This is a genomic window from Alkalibacillus almallahensis (genome assembly GCF_011761495.1).
Lineage (GTDB): Bacteria > Bacillota > Bacilli > Bacillales > Alkalibacillaceae > Alkalibacillus > Alkalibacillus almallahensis.
The window spans coordinates 110496-127541 of record NZ_JAASRU010000008.1; the positions used below are offsets into that span (position 1 = coordinate 110496).

Annotated in this window: 16 protein-coding genes; 1 reads left to right on the forward strand and 15 read right to left on the reverse strand. The window is 36.8% G+C overall.

Annotated features, from left to right (window positions below; translation table 11 throughout):
- Window positions 1-10 precede the first annotated feature (10 nt).
- Both yqiS and FHR85_RS08705 read right to left on the reverse strand, forming a co-directional pair.
- Entirely contained in the window at window positions 11-910 is a 900-nt protein-coding gene (yqiS, locus tag FHR85_RS08700; RefSeq protein WP_167262488.1) for a phosphate butyryltransferase, read from the reverse strand.
- 35 nt (window positions 911-945) lie between these two features.
- Window positions 946-3000: a sigma 54-interacting transcriptional regulator gene (locus FHR85_RS08705; RefSeq protein WP_167262489.1), complete on the reverse strand. Its 2055-nt coding sequence runs from the start codon at window positions 2998-3000 to the stop codon at window positions 946-948.
- A gap of 134 nt (window positions 3001-3134) precedes the next feature.
- Between FHR85_RS08705 and FHR85_RS08710 the strand changes: the two genes are divergently transcribed.
- Window positions 3135-3353: a DUF2627 family protein gene (locus tag FHR85_RS08710; protein ID WP_167262490.1), complete on the forward strand. Its 219-nt coding sequence runs from the start codon at window positions 3135-3137 to the stop codon at window positions 3351-3353.
- Between the two features lie 206 nt (window positions 3354-3559).
- On the opposite strand, the gene FHR85_RS08715 is transcribed toward FHR85_RS08710, so the two are convergent.
- The 13 genes from FHR85_RS08715 to xseA all read right to left on the reverse strand — a co-directional run bounded on the left by FHR85_RS08715 (window position 3560) and on the right by xseA (window position 17046).
- A complete protein-coding gene (locus tag FHR85_RS08715; RefSeq protein WP_167262491.1) occupies window positions 3560-3907 on the reverse strand; it encodes a DUF2178 domain-containing protein in 348 nt (115 codons plus the stop codon).
- A 1-nt stretch (window position 3908) separates the two neighbouring features.
- Window positions 3909-4136, reverse strand: coding sequence for a helix-turn-helix transcriptional regulator (locus FHR85_RS08720; protein WP_167262492.1), 228 nt, complete (start codon window positions 4134-4136; stop codon window positions 3909-3911).
- A 492-nt stretch (window positions 4137-4628) separates the two neighbouring features.
- Window positions 4629-5981 carry an aspartate kinase gene (locus FHR85_RS08725; protein ID WP_167262493.1) on the reverse strand — a complete coding sequence of 451 codons (1353 nt, stop codon included), beginning with the start codon at window positions 5979-5981 and terminating at the stop codon, window positions 4629-4631.
- Window positions 5982-6098: 117 nt separating this feature from the next.
- On the reverse strand, window positions 6099-6878 hold the full coding sequence (spo0A, locus tag FHR85_RS08730) for a sporulation transcription factor Spo0A (protein ID WP_167262494.1): 780 nt from the start codon (window positions 6876-6878) through the stop codon (window positions 6099-6101).
- A 209-nt stretch (window positions 6879-7087) separates the two neighbouring features.
- Window positions 7088-8167: a SpoIVB peptidase gene (gene spoIVB, locus FHR85_RS08735; protein ID WP_167262495.1), complete on the reverse strand. Its 1080-nt coding sequence runs from the start codon at window positions 8165-8167 to the stop codon at window positions 7088-7090.
- 153 nt (window positions 8168-8320) lie between these two features.
- Window positions 8321-10042, reverse strand: a complete 1722-nt coding sequence (recN, locus tag FHR85_RS08740; protein ID WP_167262496.1) for a DNA repair protein RecN — start codon at window positions 10040-10042, stop codon at window positions 8321-8323.
- 17 nt (window positions 10043-10059) lie between these two features.
- Window positions 10060-10509 (reverse strand): transcriptional regulator AhrC/ArgR, encoded by a 450-nt coding sequence (gene ahrC, locus FHR85_RS08745; RefSeq protein ID WP_167262497.1) that lies wholly within the window; start codon window positions 10507-10509, stop codon window positions 10060-10062.
- 23 nt (window positions 10510-10532) lie between these two features.
- Window positions 10533-11354, reverse strand: a complete 822-nt coding sequence (locus FHR85_RS08750; protein ID WP_167262538.1) for a TlyA family RNA methyltransferase — start codon at window positions 11352-11354, stop codon at window positions 10533-10535.
- 5 nt (window positions 11355-11359) lie between these two features.
- A complete protein-coding gene (gene dxs / locus FHR85_RS08755) occupies window positions 11360-13252 on the reverse strand; it encodes a 1-deoxy-D-xylulose-5-phosphate synthase (protein WP_167262498.1) in 1893 nt (630 codons plus the stop codon).
- A gap of 52 nt (window positions 13253-13304) precedes the next feature.
- Window positions 13305-13889: a hypothetical protein gene (locus tag FHR85_RS08760; RefSeq protein WP_167262499.1), complete on the reverse strand. Its 585-nt coding sequence runs from the start codon at window positions 13887-13889 to the stop codon at window positions 13305-13307.
- Window positions 13890-14588: 699 nt separating this feature from the next.
- Entirely contained in the window at window positions 14589-15455 is an 867-nt protein-coding gene (locus FHR85_RS08765) for a polyprenyl synthetase family protein (RefSeq protein ID WP_167262539.1), read from the reverse strand.
- A 2-nt stretch (window positions 15456-15457) separates the two neighbouring features.
- A complete protein-coding gene (locus tag FHR85_RS08770) occupies window positions 15458-15694 on the reverse strand; it encodes an exodeoxyribonuclease VII small subunit (RefSeq protein ID WP_167262500.1) in 237 nt (78 codons plus the stop codon).
- Window positions 15694-17046 (reverse strand): exodeoxyribonuclease VII large subunit, encoded by a 1353-nt coding sequence (xseA, locus tag FHR85_RS08775; RefSeq protein ID WP_167262501.1) that lies wholly within the window; start codon window positions 17044-17046, stop codon window positions 15694-15696. Before xseA ends, FHR85_RS08770 begins: the two co-directional genes overlap by 1 nt.

Below are 17046 nucleotides of genomic sequence, written 5' to 3' on the forward strand. Positions count from 1 at the left end.
CTCCTAAAAATTAAGATGAAGTTAACGCAAAGGCTAACGAGTAAATTTTACTATCTGCTGTATCTGCGCGTGACGTCAAAACAATGGGTGCTTTAGCGCCACTTATAATACCTGCAACCTTAGCATTTGCAAAATAAGTAAATGATTTATATAACGTATTGCCCACTTCAATATATGGACATACGAGAATATCTGCTTGACCAGCGACCTCTGACTCGATTCGCTTCTCTTTTTTAGCTTCTGGGGAGATCGCATTATCAAAACCTAATGGGCCATCAACTGTACAACCTGTAATCTGGCCTCGTTTTTGCATTTGAGATAAGACAGCTGCATCTACTGAAGCTTGCATTTGTGGATTAATAATTTCTACAGCTGCAATTGGTGCCACTTTGGGATTAGTAAATCCAATTCGATTCGCTACATCAGCAGCATTTTGTATAATTTGCGCTTTTTCTTCTAAATCAGGTGCAATATTCATACCTGCATCTGTTAAAAATAACATTCGTTGGCGTTCAGGCATCTCAAATAACGCAACATGAGAAAGGACCCGCCCATTACGTAAGCCTGAGTTTTTATTTAACACTGCTTTTAGTACTATTTTAGTTGCAACATCCCCTTTCATCAGCACATCTGAACGTTCCTCAGAGACTGACATCACTGCTTTTTCAACTGCATTTTCAACAGAAGTTGCGTGGTGTAAGGTGATTCTTTCCTGTTGGAGATTTAAATCAATCATTTCTGCAGCTTCTTGGATTTTTCCCATATCACCAAATAATTTAAACCTTGCTAAATCTTGTTCAACACCTTCCTTAATGGCTTTTAGTGTTTCGATATTAGTTGCCTCAGCAACAGCGACTGTTTTCTTTTCTTGCATTTGACATAAGTCATCAACAAGTTGATCTAAGTTCATATTTTAATCACCTTCATGTTGTCCTATTTCGTTTATCAGCCTTGAACATGTTTGCCTAAATTATGTTTTTCCATCTTGTAATAAAGGTTACGAATCGAAATATTTAATTGTTTGGCTGTTTTCGATTTAATATAATTATTTCTTTCTAATGTTTCTAAAATTAGTTGTTTTTCAAATTCATCTAATGCATCTTGTAAAGGAATGCTTTCCTGATGATCAGGTTCCTGAAATAAATCTAATTCATGATAAGTCTGTTTTCGCAACTGCGGTAAATGGCGCTCAGCAATATTTGCCTCATTTTGGCCCATACTAATAATCGCTCTACCAATAATGTTTTCTAACTCACGCACATTACCAGGGAAATCATACGAACTCAATTTATCCAATGCTTCAGGTTCAATCGAATGAACATAACGACCATATTCTGCATTCAGTTTTATTATAAAATGATCAATAAGAGGTTTTAGATCCTCTTTCCTTTCCCTTAGTGGGGCAATCATAATTGGTAATCGACTCAAACGATAAAATAAATCTTCTCGGAACTCTTTTTCCATCATCGCCCGTTCCAAATTGACATTTGTCGCTGCAATCATTCGAACATTGACAGGTAATGGATCTTGACTGCCAACTCGAATTACCTGTTGATTTTCTAAAACATATAAAATGCGTGCCTGTAAATGAAGCGACAAATCCCCTATTTCATCTAAGAACAACGAGCCATTATGCGCCTCTTCGACTAGTCCTCTTTGCTGTTCAGGAGGGCCATAAGCATTACCGAACAAGGATTTTTCAAGCGAGTCCTCATCCATGGCTGCACAATTGACCCGGATAAATTTATAATGTTTGCGATTACTTTCATTATGAATCGCATGCGCCATTAATTCCTTGCCTGTACCAGACTCACCACGTAACAAAATCGTTACTGGGTTTTTAGCACCTACTTTTGCTTGTTCCAAGGTCAATGTCATCTCAGATGAGTGAGCTATTATATCATCAAAAGTATATTTTGCCTCTAGATTACGAATAATTTGTCTTGCTTTTTTCAATTCTGAAGTAAGCGACTCAATCTCAGATAAATCATGGATGATCGCCACACTGCCTTTCAAAACACCATCCACTAAAATCGGCGCAGCATTAACCAAAACATCTCGTTTAGATGGGCCCACTTTCATTCTCGCTCCACGAACAGGTCGACGTGTTCTAAGAACTTGCATATGCATACTTTCGCCTTCTGAGATATCCGTTGTCGCAGGTTTACCAATTACCTCATTTTCTTTTAACCCTGTTATGTTAGTATAAGCAGGATTAATCAGTATACCAACACCATTTTCATCCACTACAGAGATCGCTTCTTCACTGGATTGAATAATCGCTTCTAACATGTTTTGAATGTTTTTGAGATCTGTTATTTCTTCAGCTAATTCGACGACTTCAGTAATATCCTTAAATACGGCAAAAGCACCGAGAAGTTCGCCACTATTCGTAATTAATGGAATTCGCGTGGTAATAATTTGTTTACCATTATGTAAGCGAAGAGATTGATTTAATTCTTTTTGTTTCGTTTTCATCACTTTCGGTAAATGAGAATCCGGAATAATGGATTGAATCGGTTGTTCCAGCATATCATCTTTATTTAAATTCAAAACATTCTCAGCCGCTTCATTTACAAAAGTTACGGTTTGATCCAACCCAATCACAATCATTCCATCATGAATTGAATCAAGTAACAAGTTGCGGGAGTCTGTTTCATTCTTTAATTCATTAAATAAATCCTCGCGTTCATTTAATAAATTATAAATAATATGGGCAACCGTTCCTGGAATAAGCACTGATTGTTTCGGTTTATGTTGTTTGAGATCATCAAATACATCCTCTATTCCCGTTGTTTCCACAATGATATCAATCGGCTCGGATAATGCATCCCAATAAGAATGAAAAGTTTTGATATTCTTTTGTTCTGCTAATAATATCCCAGAAGCCTTTTCATCAATGTCTGCAACTGCTTGCACGTTGATCATATCTATTTGTTCAAATAAACGAATAAGTGCCGTTCCGCCTTGACCAGCACCGACTATTAACACTTTTTGCATTCTACGACACCTACATTTGCAATTTTTTGCACACTTCTATCATATTGAAAGCGCTTTAATTATGCAAGTATTTTTCATTTTTTTTATGGATAAATTTTGATATACTACTAGAAGTGATTAAAGGGGAGACTACAATGCGTTCAATTGCTTTATTTATAATGATTATTCCTGGAGTTATTGCAGCTTATGGTATAATTTTAATGCGCGATGCTTTTTTCGGGCAAGTTGCTGCAATATTTTTCAATAATGTTTTTCTACAATTTATCGGCGGTTTGATATTGTTTGTTGGAGGACTCGGCTTTATCGGTGGTTTTATTGTATACAGAGATAAAAAACGAGGTAAACGATCATAAAAAAGGAGCTCGAAAATTCCGTAACTGGTTCCGTTCCCTATCTCAAAACTCGAAATTACATTATAAAATGTACCGTGTTCTGTAGTTATATTTGTAACTAAAAAAATCTCAGTTCTGTGAACTGAGATTTTTTTCTATCTTCAATTGCTTCTTGAAATATCATACTCAATTGTAGAACTATTAAATCCTCCTGTTTATTTCCTTAGTTAAGAAAATTCCTTTTTATATCGAACAGCTAGGTATATTCCTGAAGCGATGAATACAAAAGCATATTTAAACAAGAAGAAAATTTGCCACATATATTCTTGCGGGAAAATTATGTCGAACAAAACTACCCCACATAACATAATGTAAGCACTTTTCAAATATATTTGATTTGTTCTTTCATCAGGTTTGCCAATTCTCTTTCGATACACATATAACAGAACCAATCCAATTAAAAGCAATACAAAACCACTTCCAAGAAGCATATTCCAATTACCAGATGATTCTTCCACCCAAGTCTTTAAAGGATAAAAGATTGAATTTGATATTTCTGTTGGAGACTTCCACATCTCAATCACTCCCTTTCACATAAGTAAAAATATCGTTAACATCTACGTTAAAGAAATCAGCTATTCGAAAAGCCAAAACAAGAGAAGGAGAGTAATTATTTTTCTCCATAACAAATATAGTTTGCTTAGACACACCGACAGCGTCAGCTAAATCTTTTTGCGTCATTCTTCTTAAAACCCTGTGCTCATACACTTTGTTTTCAATGTAATCCTCAACTTCTTTTTCCAAGATTAACACCTTCCTTTTAACTACAATATATATTAAACCATTCTTTTATAAAAGTAAAGAAAACTTATACAAAATAAAGAAAAAATTAGGTTAGATCCTAAAATTAGGATCTAACCTTTATTTAATTATGAAACAATCTGCTCAAGTTAGCATTTAAGTATATTTCTACACGATTTAATAAAATTATTCATAATACCTTGTAAAATAGAGCGAAATTAAAATAACATCCTTTTTGATGGTAAATTTTATATGCTAATTTGCATACGAATTTGTGGTTAAAAACGTAGACATACACTGGATATCGTCACCTACCAAATAGGGGTGCAAATTACACTACAATTTTACCGTATATTATAAAGAAAAAACTGTTACATCAATAAAAAACGACCAACAAATTAGCATACAAATTGTTGGTCATTTTAGATTACATTTTTAATGTTTGCGATAGGTAACGGAACCCGTTAGAAAATTCGAGCTTCTTTTTTATTTGACCTAAGCTTCTAAGAAAAATTCACGATATAGTGATCGAACAGCTTGATCCACTTTGTTTTCATCAATACCGAACATCATCGAGACTTCTGAAGATCCTTGGTTAATCATATTAATTCTCACATCTGCATCAGCAAACGCTTTGGTTGCTTTCGATGCCACATGCAGTCGTTCACTCATTCCTTCGCCGACTAACATGACCATAGCTAAACCATGGATGACATCAACTGTATCAGCGTTGAGTTCATTTTTTATTCTGTTTTTCAGTCGTTCTTCCTTGTCGCCTTTAATATGATCTCGTCTTATAATGACCGACATATCGTCAATCCCAGAAGGTGCATGCTCGAAAGAAATGTCCATATCTGCCAGAATCCCTAATAAACGCTGACCAAAGCCGATTTCACGGTTCATTAAGTATTTCCGTACATATATAGATGAAAATCCTTCATCACTAGCAATACCAACAACTTGCTGACTAAGATCATCTTTGTTGGATACAATCATTGTACCTTCTGCGTCGGGGTCATGCGTACTTTTGATACATACCGGGATATTTTTTTGGAAAGCTGGTATTAAAGCTTCATCATGAAAAACCGTAAAACCTGCGTAAGATAATTCACGCATCTCTTTATAAGTTAGAGTATGGATCTCGTGTGGTTGATCAACGATTTTCGGGTTGACGCAATAGACAGAACTAACATCAGTAAAGTTCTCGTATAAATCTGCTTGTACACCTGCAGCAACGATTGAACCCGTAATATCAGATCCACCACGTGGAAATGTGGTTAAAACACCCGTTTCGGTATATCCGAAGAAACCAGGGATGACAACAACCCCACTTTTTTCGGTTAATTTATGGATTTCCTCATAACTTTTTTCTAAGATTTGAGCGCCACCTGGTTCAGAATTAACGATAATCCCTGCATCTTTCGGGTTGACATAAGTTGCCTGTGTGCCACGTTTATTGAGATATGCACTCAAAATCCGAGCTAAGGAATCCTCTCCCATTGCTTTTAATCCATCTGTTAAATGTGTCGTATTCGTCGTTTCACGTAACAAACGACGCGATTCATTTTCAATACGCGCTACGATATCATCTGATAACCCTAGCTGATCTGTAATGGCCTGAAAGCGTTGAGAGATTTTGAATAATGTTACTTCGTAATCTTGTCCGCTGTTAAATTGTTCACCCAATTGGATAAACATATCTGTTACTTTTTCATCTTCGTCATAACGTTTTCCAGGAGCAGAAACGACAATAAATTTTCTATCGGGATCTGATTCAATAATTGAAGCGACTTGTTCAAGCATTGCATGATCTGCTACTGAACTTCCACCAAACTTTGCTACTTTCACTATTATCACCACTATTTTGAATTGTTTTATAACGAACAGTGCTTATTTTAACATATCCGTCACAAAAGAAAAGGGTGTTAGCCAATCAATCGCTAACACCCTTGTATATAAACCCCTTTAACCCACTTTATGCTCTAATCGTAATTTATCAGCAATCATTGCGATAAACTCACTATTAGTCGGTTTTGCTTTAGACATGCTTACCGTGTAGCCAAAAATAGCGGAAAGCGAATCAATATTGCCTCGATTCCAAGCGACCTCAATAGCATGACGAATCGCTCTTTCTACACGAGATGCTGTCGTATTATATTTCTTTGCAATATCTGGATAAAGTACTTTCGTGATGGATCCAAGTAATTCAATATCATGATAAACCATACCAATAGCTTCTCGTAGGTATAGGTAACCTTTAATATGTGCTGGAACACCAACTTCATGAATAATTGATGTAATATTAGATTCTAAATCGATTGGTTTTGCCTTAGGCTCACTTGTCACATGTTTTAAAGGCGAGTAAGGTTTTGAGCCAGCTACATTAACAACTTGATCTTTTAACATATCTAAGTCAAATGGCTTCAGCATATAGTATGTAGCCCCTAACTCCACAGCTTTCTTAGTAACGGACTCATGACCAAATGCTGTTAACATAATAACCTTGGGTGGTTTATTAAGTGATAAAGATCGTAATTGCTCCATAACTGCCAATCCATCCATGTGCGGCATAATGATGTCTAAAATAAGTACATCAGGTTCTTGTTCCTTAATGACATCGAGACACTCATTACCATTAAAAGCGGTTCCAACGACTTGTGTTTCTGCTTCCTCTCTAAAATGCTCCTCAAGCATGTGTACGAGTTCGCGATTGTCATCCGCGATTGCAACTTTAATTGTCTCCATCGTATTCCCTCCTAAAAATTATCCGTATCGCTCTCATATAAGACTTTCGACAGTTAGACGTATTTTCCTTTTTAAAAGGTAAAATTTTTTATATTTTTTCATATTTAATAACTTTATATCCAAAAATCGACAATTAATTAATTGATTCGACACAGAAATCAGACTAATATACATTAAGCTCAATACGAGTAATCGTATTGAGCTTAATCTTAACTGGCTTTATTTTCTTCACTCGATTGTTTAACTTTTAGTCCTGCTTCTTCTAACATCCATTCAAGATGTACACCATAACCACTCGTAGGATCGTTTAAGAAGACATGTGTGACGGCACCAACAATTTTTCCATTTTGAATAATTGGACTACCACTCATTCCTTGAACAATTCCTCCTGTTTCTTCAAGCAACTCTTCATCTGTAACTTGTACAATCATACCTTTTGTTTCTGGATTTTTTGAAGGAACACTACTGACAATTTCGACGTCAAACTCTTCAACTTTTTTTCCTTTAACAACTGTTCTAATTTTCGCTTTACCTTCTTTAACTTCATTAGCTGGAGCAACTGGTATTGGCTCAATATCCTGTTGATCCTTAAAGTCATTCTGAGTCAGTTTACCATAAACACCATAATCAGAGTTTTTCTGAATTGACCCAATTGGCTCATCTGTTTTAGAAAATTTCGCTCTCTTTTCACCAGGAGAGCCACTTTCACCTTTATTGATGGATGTAACATCAGAAAGGACAATCTGACCATCAAAAATATCTAAAGGCTTCTTCGTTTGCTGGTCTGCGATAACGTGTCCTAAAGCTCCATACCGCATGGTTAATGGATCATAAAACGTTAATGTGCCGATGCCAGCTGTCGCATCGCGAATATACAAGCCTAATTTGTAATTATCCTGCTCCTTTTTAGGTTTAATTTCAACTGGGAAAATATGCTCTTTGCGTTTAATTCTTAATTCAATTGGAGAATCAGAATTTTGGTACTTTGTCATAAACGTTTTAAACGTTTGCATATCATCGATTTTGTGACCGTTTAATTGTAGAATGATGTCTCCTATTTCCACACCAGATTCTTCGGCTGGGGATTCCTTCGAATCATTTGTGTTTATTTCGTTAAAACCTACAACTACGACACCAGATGTATGCAATTTAATACCTAATGATTGTCCACCAGGTACAACTTCTTCTACTGGCTGTAATGATTGAGCAAATGCTGGCTGGATGACTGTGAGCGGAAGAACAAATGAAATAAGGAGGATTAGGTTTATTTTAATTTGTGAACGGCTCAATGATTCCTCACTCCTCATTTCAATTTAATTGAAGCTTTAATGTTAATTTGAGCCGATTAAATACTTTTTAAACGGGAAAAGTAAAGTCAATATAGTTTAACTTTTCCTAAACAAAACTGGATTATAAACGAATAAAAGCTAGACAAAGGGTGTCTAGCTTTTTAAAGAAGCGGCTTGTTTAATTAATTCTTCAGCATGTTGAGTCGTTGTTTCCGTTAATTCACCACCAGAAATCATTCGACCAACTTCATCAATTGTTTCTTGTTGATCCAGTTTTTGTACAGAAGTATTTGTAAAACCTTTTTCCGTAACATCTTTTTCAATAAGATAGTGATGATCAGCCATAGCAGCTACTTGCGGCAGATGGGTGATACAAAGCACTTGTGATTGACTCGATACGCCGTGTATTTTCTGAGCAATAGCCTGTGCAACTCGACCACTAACGCCTGTATCAACTTCATCAAAAATAACACTTGTGATTCCTTGATGTTGAGAAAGGATACTTTTAATCGCTAACATAATACGGGAAATTTCCCCACCTGAAGCAACCTTATGCAAGGGTTTTAAAGGTTCTCCAGGATTAGTGGTGATTAAAAATTGGACAAGATCAAGACCTTGTTTCATTAATTTAATGTTTTGATCACGCCACGCTACTGGTCCTGATTGAGTCGAAAATGAAACATCAAACTGGGCCTTCTCTAGATAAAGATCTTTTAACTCATATTGAATCGCCTCTGATAAGTCATTCGCTATCTCTTGACGTAATTTATGTAAATGCTCAGCTTCTGTAAGAGCATCTTTTTGAACTTCTTGTATTTCTTTTTCTAAAGATTGTAAATGGGTGTCCTTATTTTGTAATTGTTCCAATTCTTCTTCCATTTCAGCCATACGAGTCATGAGCTCATTAAGCTCAAGGCCATATTTACGTTTTAACCGATTAAGTTCAAAAAGCCGTGTTTCAATTTCATCTAGTCGACCTGGTTGAAATTCGAGATCATCAACACGATTACGCAAGTCATGTGACAATTCTTCTAATGAATAATAACTCGTTTTGAGTTGTTGTGATAACTCCTTAAACTCGTCATTAACATCTTCTAATGACTCTAAAGCTGTCATGGCATGACCTAAATAATCTAAGGCATGACTTTCAGCAGCTATCGACTCATAAGAGGTGTTTAATCCATCATAAATTCGTTCATAATTCATTAACTGACGTCGTTCTTCTTCGAGTTGCTCGTCCTCTTTCGGTTCCAGATTGGCTTCATTTAACTCTTGCCACTGAAACGTCAGTAAATCAATGCGTTGAACCACTTCTTGTTCATTATGAGATAATTCATCGTATTTACGTCTTAATGATTGTAATTCATCATACAGCTCTTTATAATGCTCTTTTGTCTGTTGTAACCGTTCTGGAGCGAAATGGTCAAGCAAATTAATATGACTGTCAGGATTCATAAGGGATTGCGTTTCATGTTGACTATGAATGTCAATGAGTTGACGTCCGATTTCCTTCAAGACAGCAAGTGTAATTAGTTTTCCGTTAACTTTACATATACTTTTCCCTTTTGCTGTTATGCGACGTTCAACAACAACACTGCCTTCATCATAATCGACAGGTACATCAAACTGTTCCAGTAAGTTCTGAACACCGTATGAACGACTATCAATAAAGAACAGCCCCTCGATTAGTGCTTGTTCAGCTTGATGACGCACGTATTCAACTGAAGCACGTGCCCCAGCTAATAATTGAATGGCATCAATAATAATTGATTTACCTGCTCCTGTTTCACCTGTTAAAACCGTCAAACCATCATCAAAAGTTAAAGAAACTTCATCTATAATGGCAAAATCTTTTATCGTAATTTGTGCTAACACAAAAGCCACCTCTTATTCTAGAGCATTGTCATAAACGCATCATATACAGCTTGACTTTGTTCAGGCGTTCTACAAATAATTAAACAAGTGTCATCCCCGCAAATACTTCCCATAATATCTTCCCAATCTAACTGGTCAATTAAAACACCTACAGCTTGGGCATTACCAGGAACTGTCTTTAAAATAATAAAGTGATCAGCACGGTCAATCGAAACAAAGCTTTCAATTAAAGTACGTTGCAACTTCTCAGTAGGGTTAACTTTTGTATCACCAGGTAAACTATACTTATACCCGCCTGATTGTGTTGGAACTTTAACTAATTGAAGCTCTTTAATATCTCGGGAAATCGTTGCTTGTGTAACATCATACCCTAAATCATGAAATGTCTGAACTAATTCATCTTGTGTCTCTATATCCTGTTTGTAAATTAAATCACGGATTTTTAATAAACGTTGCGTTTTCTTCAATGACTTTGTCACCAACTTTTTTCTTATGATCGATTGTTGAAATCATGGTGCGCTGCTTCAATCACTGTATTTATTTGAGTATCTGGAACATTAGACGTTTGGCTATTCTCATCCCATCTTGCATGCAATAAAAATTCAATATTTCCGTCCCCTCCAGTGATTGGGGAGTAATCTAAATTGACTAAGGAGAAGCCTTCATCATATATAAATTGTAACACATCTTCTAGAACTGCATGATGTGTTTCTGGATCTCGTATAATCCCTTTTTTTCCGACAGCATCACGACCTGCTTCAAATTGAGGCTTAATTAAAGCGACAATCTCTGACTGAGATTTTACAATCGATTTAATAACAGGGAATATTAATTTTAATGAAATAAACGAAACATCAGTCACAGCCAGTGTAGGTAAACCAAATTCAAAGTCATCCTTTGTGACATAACGAAAATTAATACGCTCCATCACAACTACTCGGTCATCTTGTCGTAATGACCACGCTAATTGATTATAACCAACATCAACCGCATAGCTTAATCTAGCTCCATGTTGAAGGGCACAGTCTGTAAATCCTCCAGTAGAAGAACCAATATCGACAATGCGTTGATTATTAAAATTTAAGTCAAACTGTTTAATTGCTTTCTCAAGCTTTAAGCCGCCCCGACTAACATACGGGACAGCTTTACCTTTGACATAAATATTAATAGTCGGGTCAATCTTAACACCAGGCTTGTCTAATAGCTCATGATCAGTATAAACCAATCCAGCCATAATCGAACGCTTTGCTTTTTCTCTAGAATCGAAGAAGCCTTGTTCAACTAAAAATGTATCCAATCTTACCTTTTTCATCATGCTTAAGCTCTTTTCCTCTGGGTCGGCACAATTTCTTTTACTTCTTGTTCAATTTTTTCAACTGTTAGACCAACTTCTTCTAATAAATCATCAACACTTCCATGTTCAATGAATCGATCAGGAATTCCCATTCTAGAGATATATGGAAATGGTAATTTTTCTACTTCAAAAAACTCTAATACGGCACTACCGAAGCCGCCTTGAAGTGCATGTTCTTCAACAGTTAAAATTGGTAATTTTTCTTGTGCTAATTGATGCATGAGGTTATGATCTAATGGCTTAATAAATCGAGCATTAACTACACGAACGGATATACCTTCTTTTTCTAATGAATGAGCTGCATCAAGCGCTCGAGGTATCATGGTACCAAATGTTAAAATCACTAAATCTTCGCCATCTTTAAGCACTTCCCATGAGCCTATAGGTATACTTTCGTAGTCGCCTAATTCCGGTTCATCACTTGCATTTCCACGCGGATAACGTAACGCCATTGGACCATCATCATTTTGAACAGCGGTATGAACCATGTTCTGACCTTCTTTTGCATCCTTTGGCATCATGATTTTCATATTTGGGAGATCTCGTAAAAACGAAATGTCAAAAACACCTTGATGCGTCTCTCCATCAGCTCCAACTAAACCAGCGCGGTCAATACCAAATATTACATTTAAATTTTGACGGCAAACATCATGAATGACTTGGTCATACCCACGTTGTAAGAACGTCGAGTAAATGGATAGTACTGGTTTCATTCCTTGGGTCGCTAATCCAGCAGATACTGTTGTCGCATGTTGTTCAGCGATACCTACATCGAATAATCGATCCGGAAAAGCCTTACGGAAGTCTTCTAATTTAGATCCCACCGTCATAGCTGGTGTAATGGCTACGATTCGCTCATCTGTCTTAGCAAGATCTATTAAGCTGTCACTAATCACTTTACTCCAGGCCTTACCTGATGAACCTTTTTTCACGGATTCTCCTGATTCAATCTTATAAGGTCCAACACCATGCCAAGTTCCAACCGTGTCATTTTCTGCAGGATGATACCCTTTACCTTTTGTTGTTAGAACATGAATAATAATTGGGCCTTCGGTTTTTTTAGCATAATCAATCGACTTAAATAAATCATCATAACTATGCCCATCTACTGGACCGTAATAAGTAAAACCTAACTCTTCAAAAAACATACCCGGTACAACTAAATATTTCATACTATCTTTAATTCGCTCAGCAGTATTAGCTATTCTTCCACCTACTGTAGGGATCTTTTTAAGAAGAAATTCAAGTTCATCCTTCACCCAATTATACCGTTGTCCACTTCTTAAACGTGCTAACATATTATGCATCGCACCCACATTAGGTGCAATTGACATTTCATTATCATTTAAAATGACAATCATATTTTTCTTTTCGTGGCCGATGTGATTAAGTGCCTCTAAAGCCATACCACCAGTTAAGGCACCATCCCCAATAATAGGTACAACGTGATGGTCTTCTTGTTTAATATCACGAGCAATAGCCATACCCATAGCTGCCGATAAGGAAGTGGAACTATGACCTGTTTCCCAAATGTCATGTTCACTTTCATTACGTTTTGGAAAACCACATAGCCCTTGGTATTGTCTTAAGGTTGAAAATTGATCAGTTCTACCGGTTAACATTTTATGAACATAAGCTTGATGGCCTACGTCCCATAGAAATTTATCATTAGGGCTGTCAAATTCTTGGTGCAATGCTAACGTTAACTCCACAACACCTAAATTAGGGCCAAGATGACCACCTGTTTCAGATAAATTATTAATTAAAAATGATCGAATATCTCCGCTAAGCTTAATCAATTCATCTCTAGACAAATGTTTAATTTGAGAAGGATGTTCAATGCTTTGAAGATCCATTTTGGATCACACACCTTTATGTTGAAATAAATTTTCTATCACTATAAATTATTTATCGTTTTTTATTTGATGGTAACAAACGTATTCTTAGTGTGTCTTCAATTATAGCTGTAACTTTACCTGCAAATAAAACTAAATCTGTTGATAATCTTACAGCTAATGACTTCCCTAACGCCTTACCACCTACAGTTAGAGCTGCGACTAAACTTGTAAAAATAATACCAATCACAAATTGATATGTACTTATATCCCCATCTGTAATAACTGTTGCTAACTGAATCACAACAAGTGTTGAAGCGGTACCACTTATGACACCAGCAATATCTCCAATAACATCATTACAAAAGGTAGCAAACTTATCAGCATTTCGAACAATTCGAATAGCATTTTTAGCGCCATAAACTTTTTCTGAGGCCATGGAATGGAAAGGTTTTTCACTTGCTGCAGTCGCTGCTATTCCTAACATATCTGATAGTACACCAATCAATACGATCGTTAAGACAATGATAATACCTATAAACCAATTTACGCCACCTAAAACACCTTGTGAAACGATTGAAAAAATGGCCGCTAACACAAAAGTGATAACGGCAATACTTATACTAAACCTTATGGATTCTTTTATAATCTTGAGCATTTGTTGACCTCGTATTTTTATACATTCCAACCCTATTATGTAACGAAAGGGATGGTCATTTAAAAGGTAAAAATTGCGGCTTAGGTCCAGCAGGTTTTCCCAGGTCGTTACCGTGTGTTGCCACTACGGAGGTTCCCCTTTAAAACGACCCCAGCTCCGTTTCCGGATGCTAAACTGGATTACCACTTAGCCCGCACTATAATCCCTTTTAAATGTCTTGTGGAACAGTCTAGGAGTTTTCCTCGGCAGCCTTTGACCACTTCCTAGCCTCTTTTGCAGTGTCTATTTCATACAACGTTGCGAGTGTTTCATTCGCTGGCCACACGACTGAACACTATATGGTTGTAATCCCCTACACACCACTCAAGGCAGGCTACGCTGCAGATAACGAATTCCTCGCTATCATACAGGTTCATACCCCATTTCATACCTTATAATCATGTGTTATAAGGCACAAATATGGGCCTCCACGGAAGCAGGGTCAACGCCCACATGCCATTGTGGATCGCCCTACGACCTTAACTCCCAGCATCGACCCAAGGCTGGGCGCCTCAAGCCAACACCAGGAACTTCATCGATGTGCCCTTTGGCGGATTTTTAGGCCCGCCTTCAGAAGCGGAGGACCGACTAGAATACTGCACCACCCCTTGTGTAATTCCTATTTTACCATATTACGATTATACTCACAATTATGTGCACTCAGTTATTTCTGCGACCAAATAGATTAATAAATGCTATTAGATTTTCATCATTAACATTAGCCTCATTTAATGCATTCACTGCTTTAGTCATACAATCTTCTCGCCATTCTATTGCCTGTTCTAAACCAAGTAAGCTCGGGAACGTATTTTTATGTAAGGAGACATCACTTCCTATTGGTTTCCCTAGCTCATCTTCACTTCCTGTCACATCCAAAATATCATCCTGTATTTGAAAAATCATTCCTAAGTAGAATGCATATCGATCAAGTGATTCAATTTGCGGAGGTATAGCACCACCCAAATAAGCACCTATTTTAACAGCTGCGCGGATTAGTGCCCCTGTTTTGTACCGATGTACTAACTCCAATTGATCAATTGTGATTGACTTACCTTCTGATTGTAAATCAAGAAATTGACCTTGGATCATTCCTTCAAAGCCACTCGCCTGACTTAATTGTTGTGTCACGTATACTTTTTCTTCAGCATCCAAATAAGAACTGTTTGCGATCAATTGAAAAGCATAAGTTAAGAATCCATCGCCTACAAGAATCGCTGTCGCTTCATCAAATTGCTTGTGGATTGTCGGTTGACCACGTCGTAAATCGTCATCATCCATAGCAGGTAGGTCATCGTGAATTAATGAGTATGTATGAACAAGCTCAAGCGCAAGCATGACATCGCTCATTTTTTGAGTGTGTTCCGAAAAAACACGGAAGGTTTCTTGCATTAATATAGGACGAAGCCGTTTACCCCCTGCGCTAATTGCATATTGGACGGCTTGTTGAAATTCTTGAGGCAAATCTAATTGACCAAGGTGATTTATAAGTAACTGATCAACATCATTTTTATAACTTTCTAATTGCATAGTCACTCTGAATCGTCCTCCACCGTAAATGGTTCTGTTTCACCATTTTCTTTCATGATTTCTGCCATCTCATTTTCAACATTCTTTAATTTATCATGGCATACTTTCGATAACTCCATACCATCCTTGTAATACTGAATCGCTTGTTCTAGTGGAACATCGCCTTGTTCAAGTTGGTTTACGATTTTCTCTAAACGTTCCATCGCTTGTTCAAAATTAAGTTCCGTTTTCTCCTCCATCAATCCTCAGTCCTTTCTGCCTTTTTTTGCACTTCACAATATAATGAACCATCACTTAAATTAATATCAATTTGCTCTCCTAAAGATACCTTCTCAATCGACTTAACAATATTTCCACTTTCATTGTAAGTTATGGAATAACCTCTTTTCATCGTTGTCATTGGATTGAGTAACTCCAACTTATCAACCATGCGGTCAAGTTGGTGAACATTATTTCGATAATGAGTGTTCATGGTGTGAATAAGTTGTGTTTTGAGTGTTATTAATGATTGATAACGTTCATTAACAAGCTGTTGAGGGGAATTAGCTAACAGTCTTTCCTTTTTTCTATTTAATAATTGCTTATGATCATAAATCTGTTGTTTCATATTACGATTTAAATGATTCAGAGCTCGGTCCAAATCCTGCTCTTTTTGTTGAGTTAACTGGACTGGGTATTTAAAAGCATAAGCTTGTTTTAATCGTTGCAAGCGATCAGTTTCACTTCTTATTCTTTGTCCCATTTGCTGTTGAATTCGCTGTTGAATGACATGAAGTTGCTGAGAGAGTTCATCTTGAGATGGAACAGCTAGTTCTGCTGCAGCAGTTGGCGTAGGTGCACGTAAATCAGCAACAAAGTCAGCAATTGTGTAGTCCGTTTCATGGCCTACAGCTGAAATAATTGGAATGTCAGAATGGAAAATAGATCTCGCAACGACTTCTTCATTAAAGGCCCACAACTCTTCAATCGATCCACCACCACGTCCAACAATCAATGTATCAAAATCGCCTACTTCATTTGCGTAATTAATCGCATTCGCTACAGATTGACCTGCCTGTTCACCTTGTACAGACGCAGGTATAACAACACGTCTAGCTTGTGGAAAACGACGATTGATTGTTGTCATAATATCTCGAACCGCTGCACCTGTTGGTGAGGTGATCACACCTAGTTTTTCAGGAAACTGAGGAATAGATTGTTTAATCTTTTCCTCAAACAACCCTTCTTGATCTAATTTTTTCTTTAATTGTTCATACGCTTGGTATAAGGCACCTAATCCATCGGGTTCCATTCTTTGTACATATACTTGATACTGACCTGTTCGTTCATAAACCGTAACATCGCCCTGTATAAGTACCTTCATACCATCTTCTGGTTTGAATGCTAATGTTTGATTGTGCGAGGCAAACATGACAGCCGAAATTCTTGTTTGTTGATCTTTGATTGTGAAATACATATGACCGCGTGAATGATGTTTGAAATTTGATATTTCGCCTTGTAATAAAACTTGTTTGAGGTGACGATCAATATCAAATTTCTTTTTAATATACTTAGTTAAAGCGGTCACCGTTAAATATTTTGGTTCTTCCAT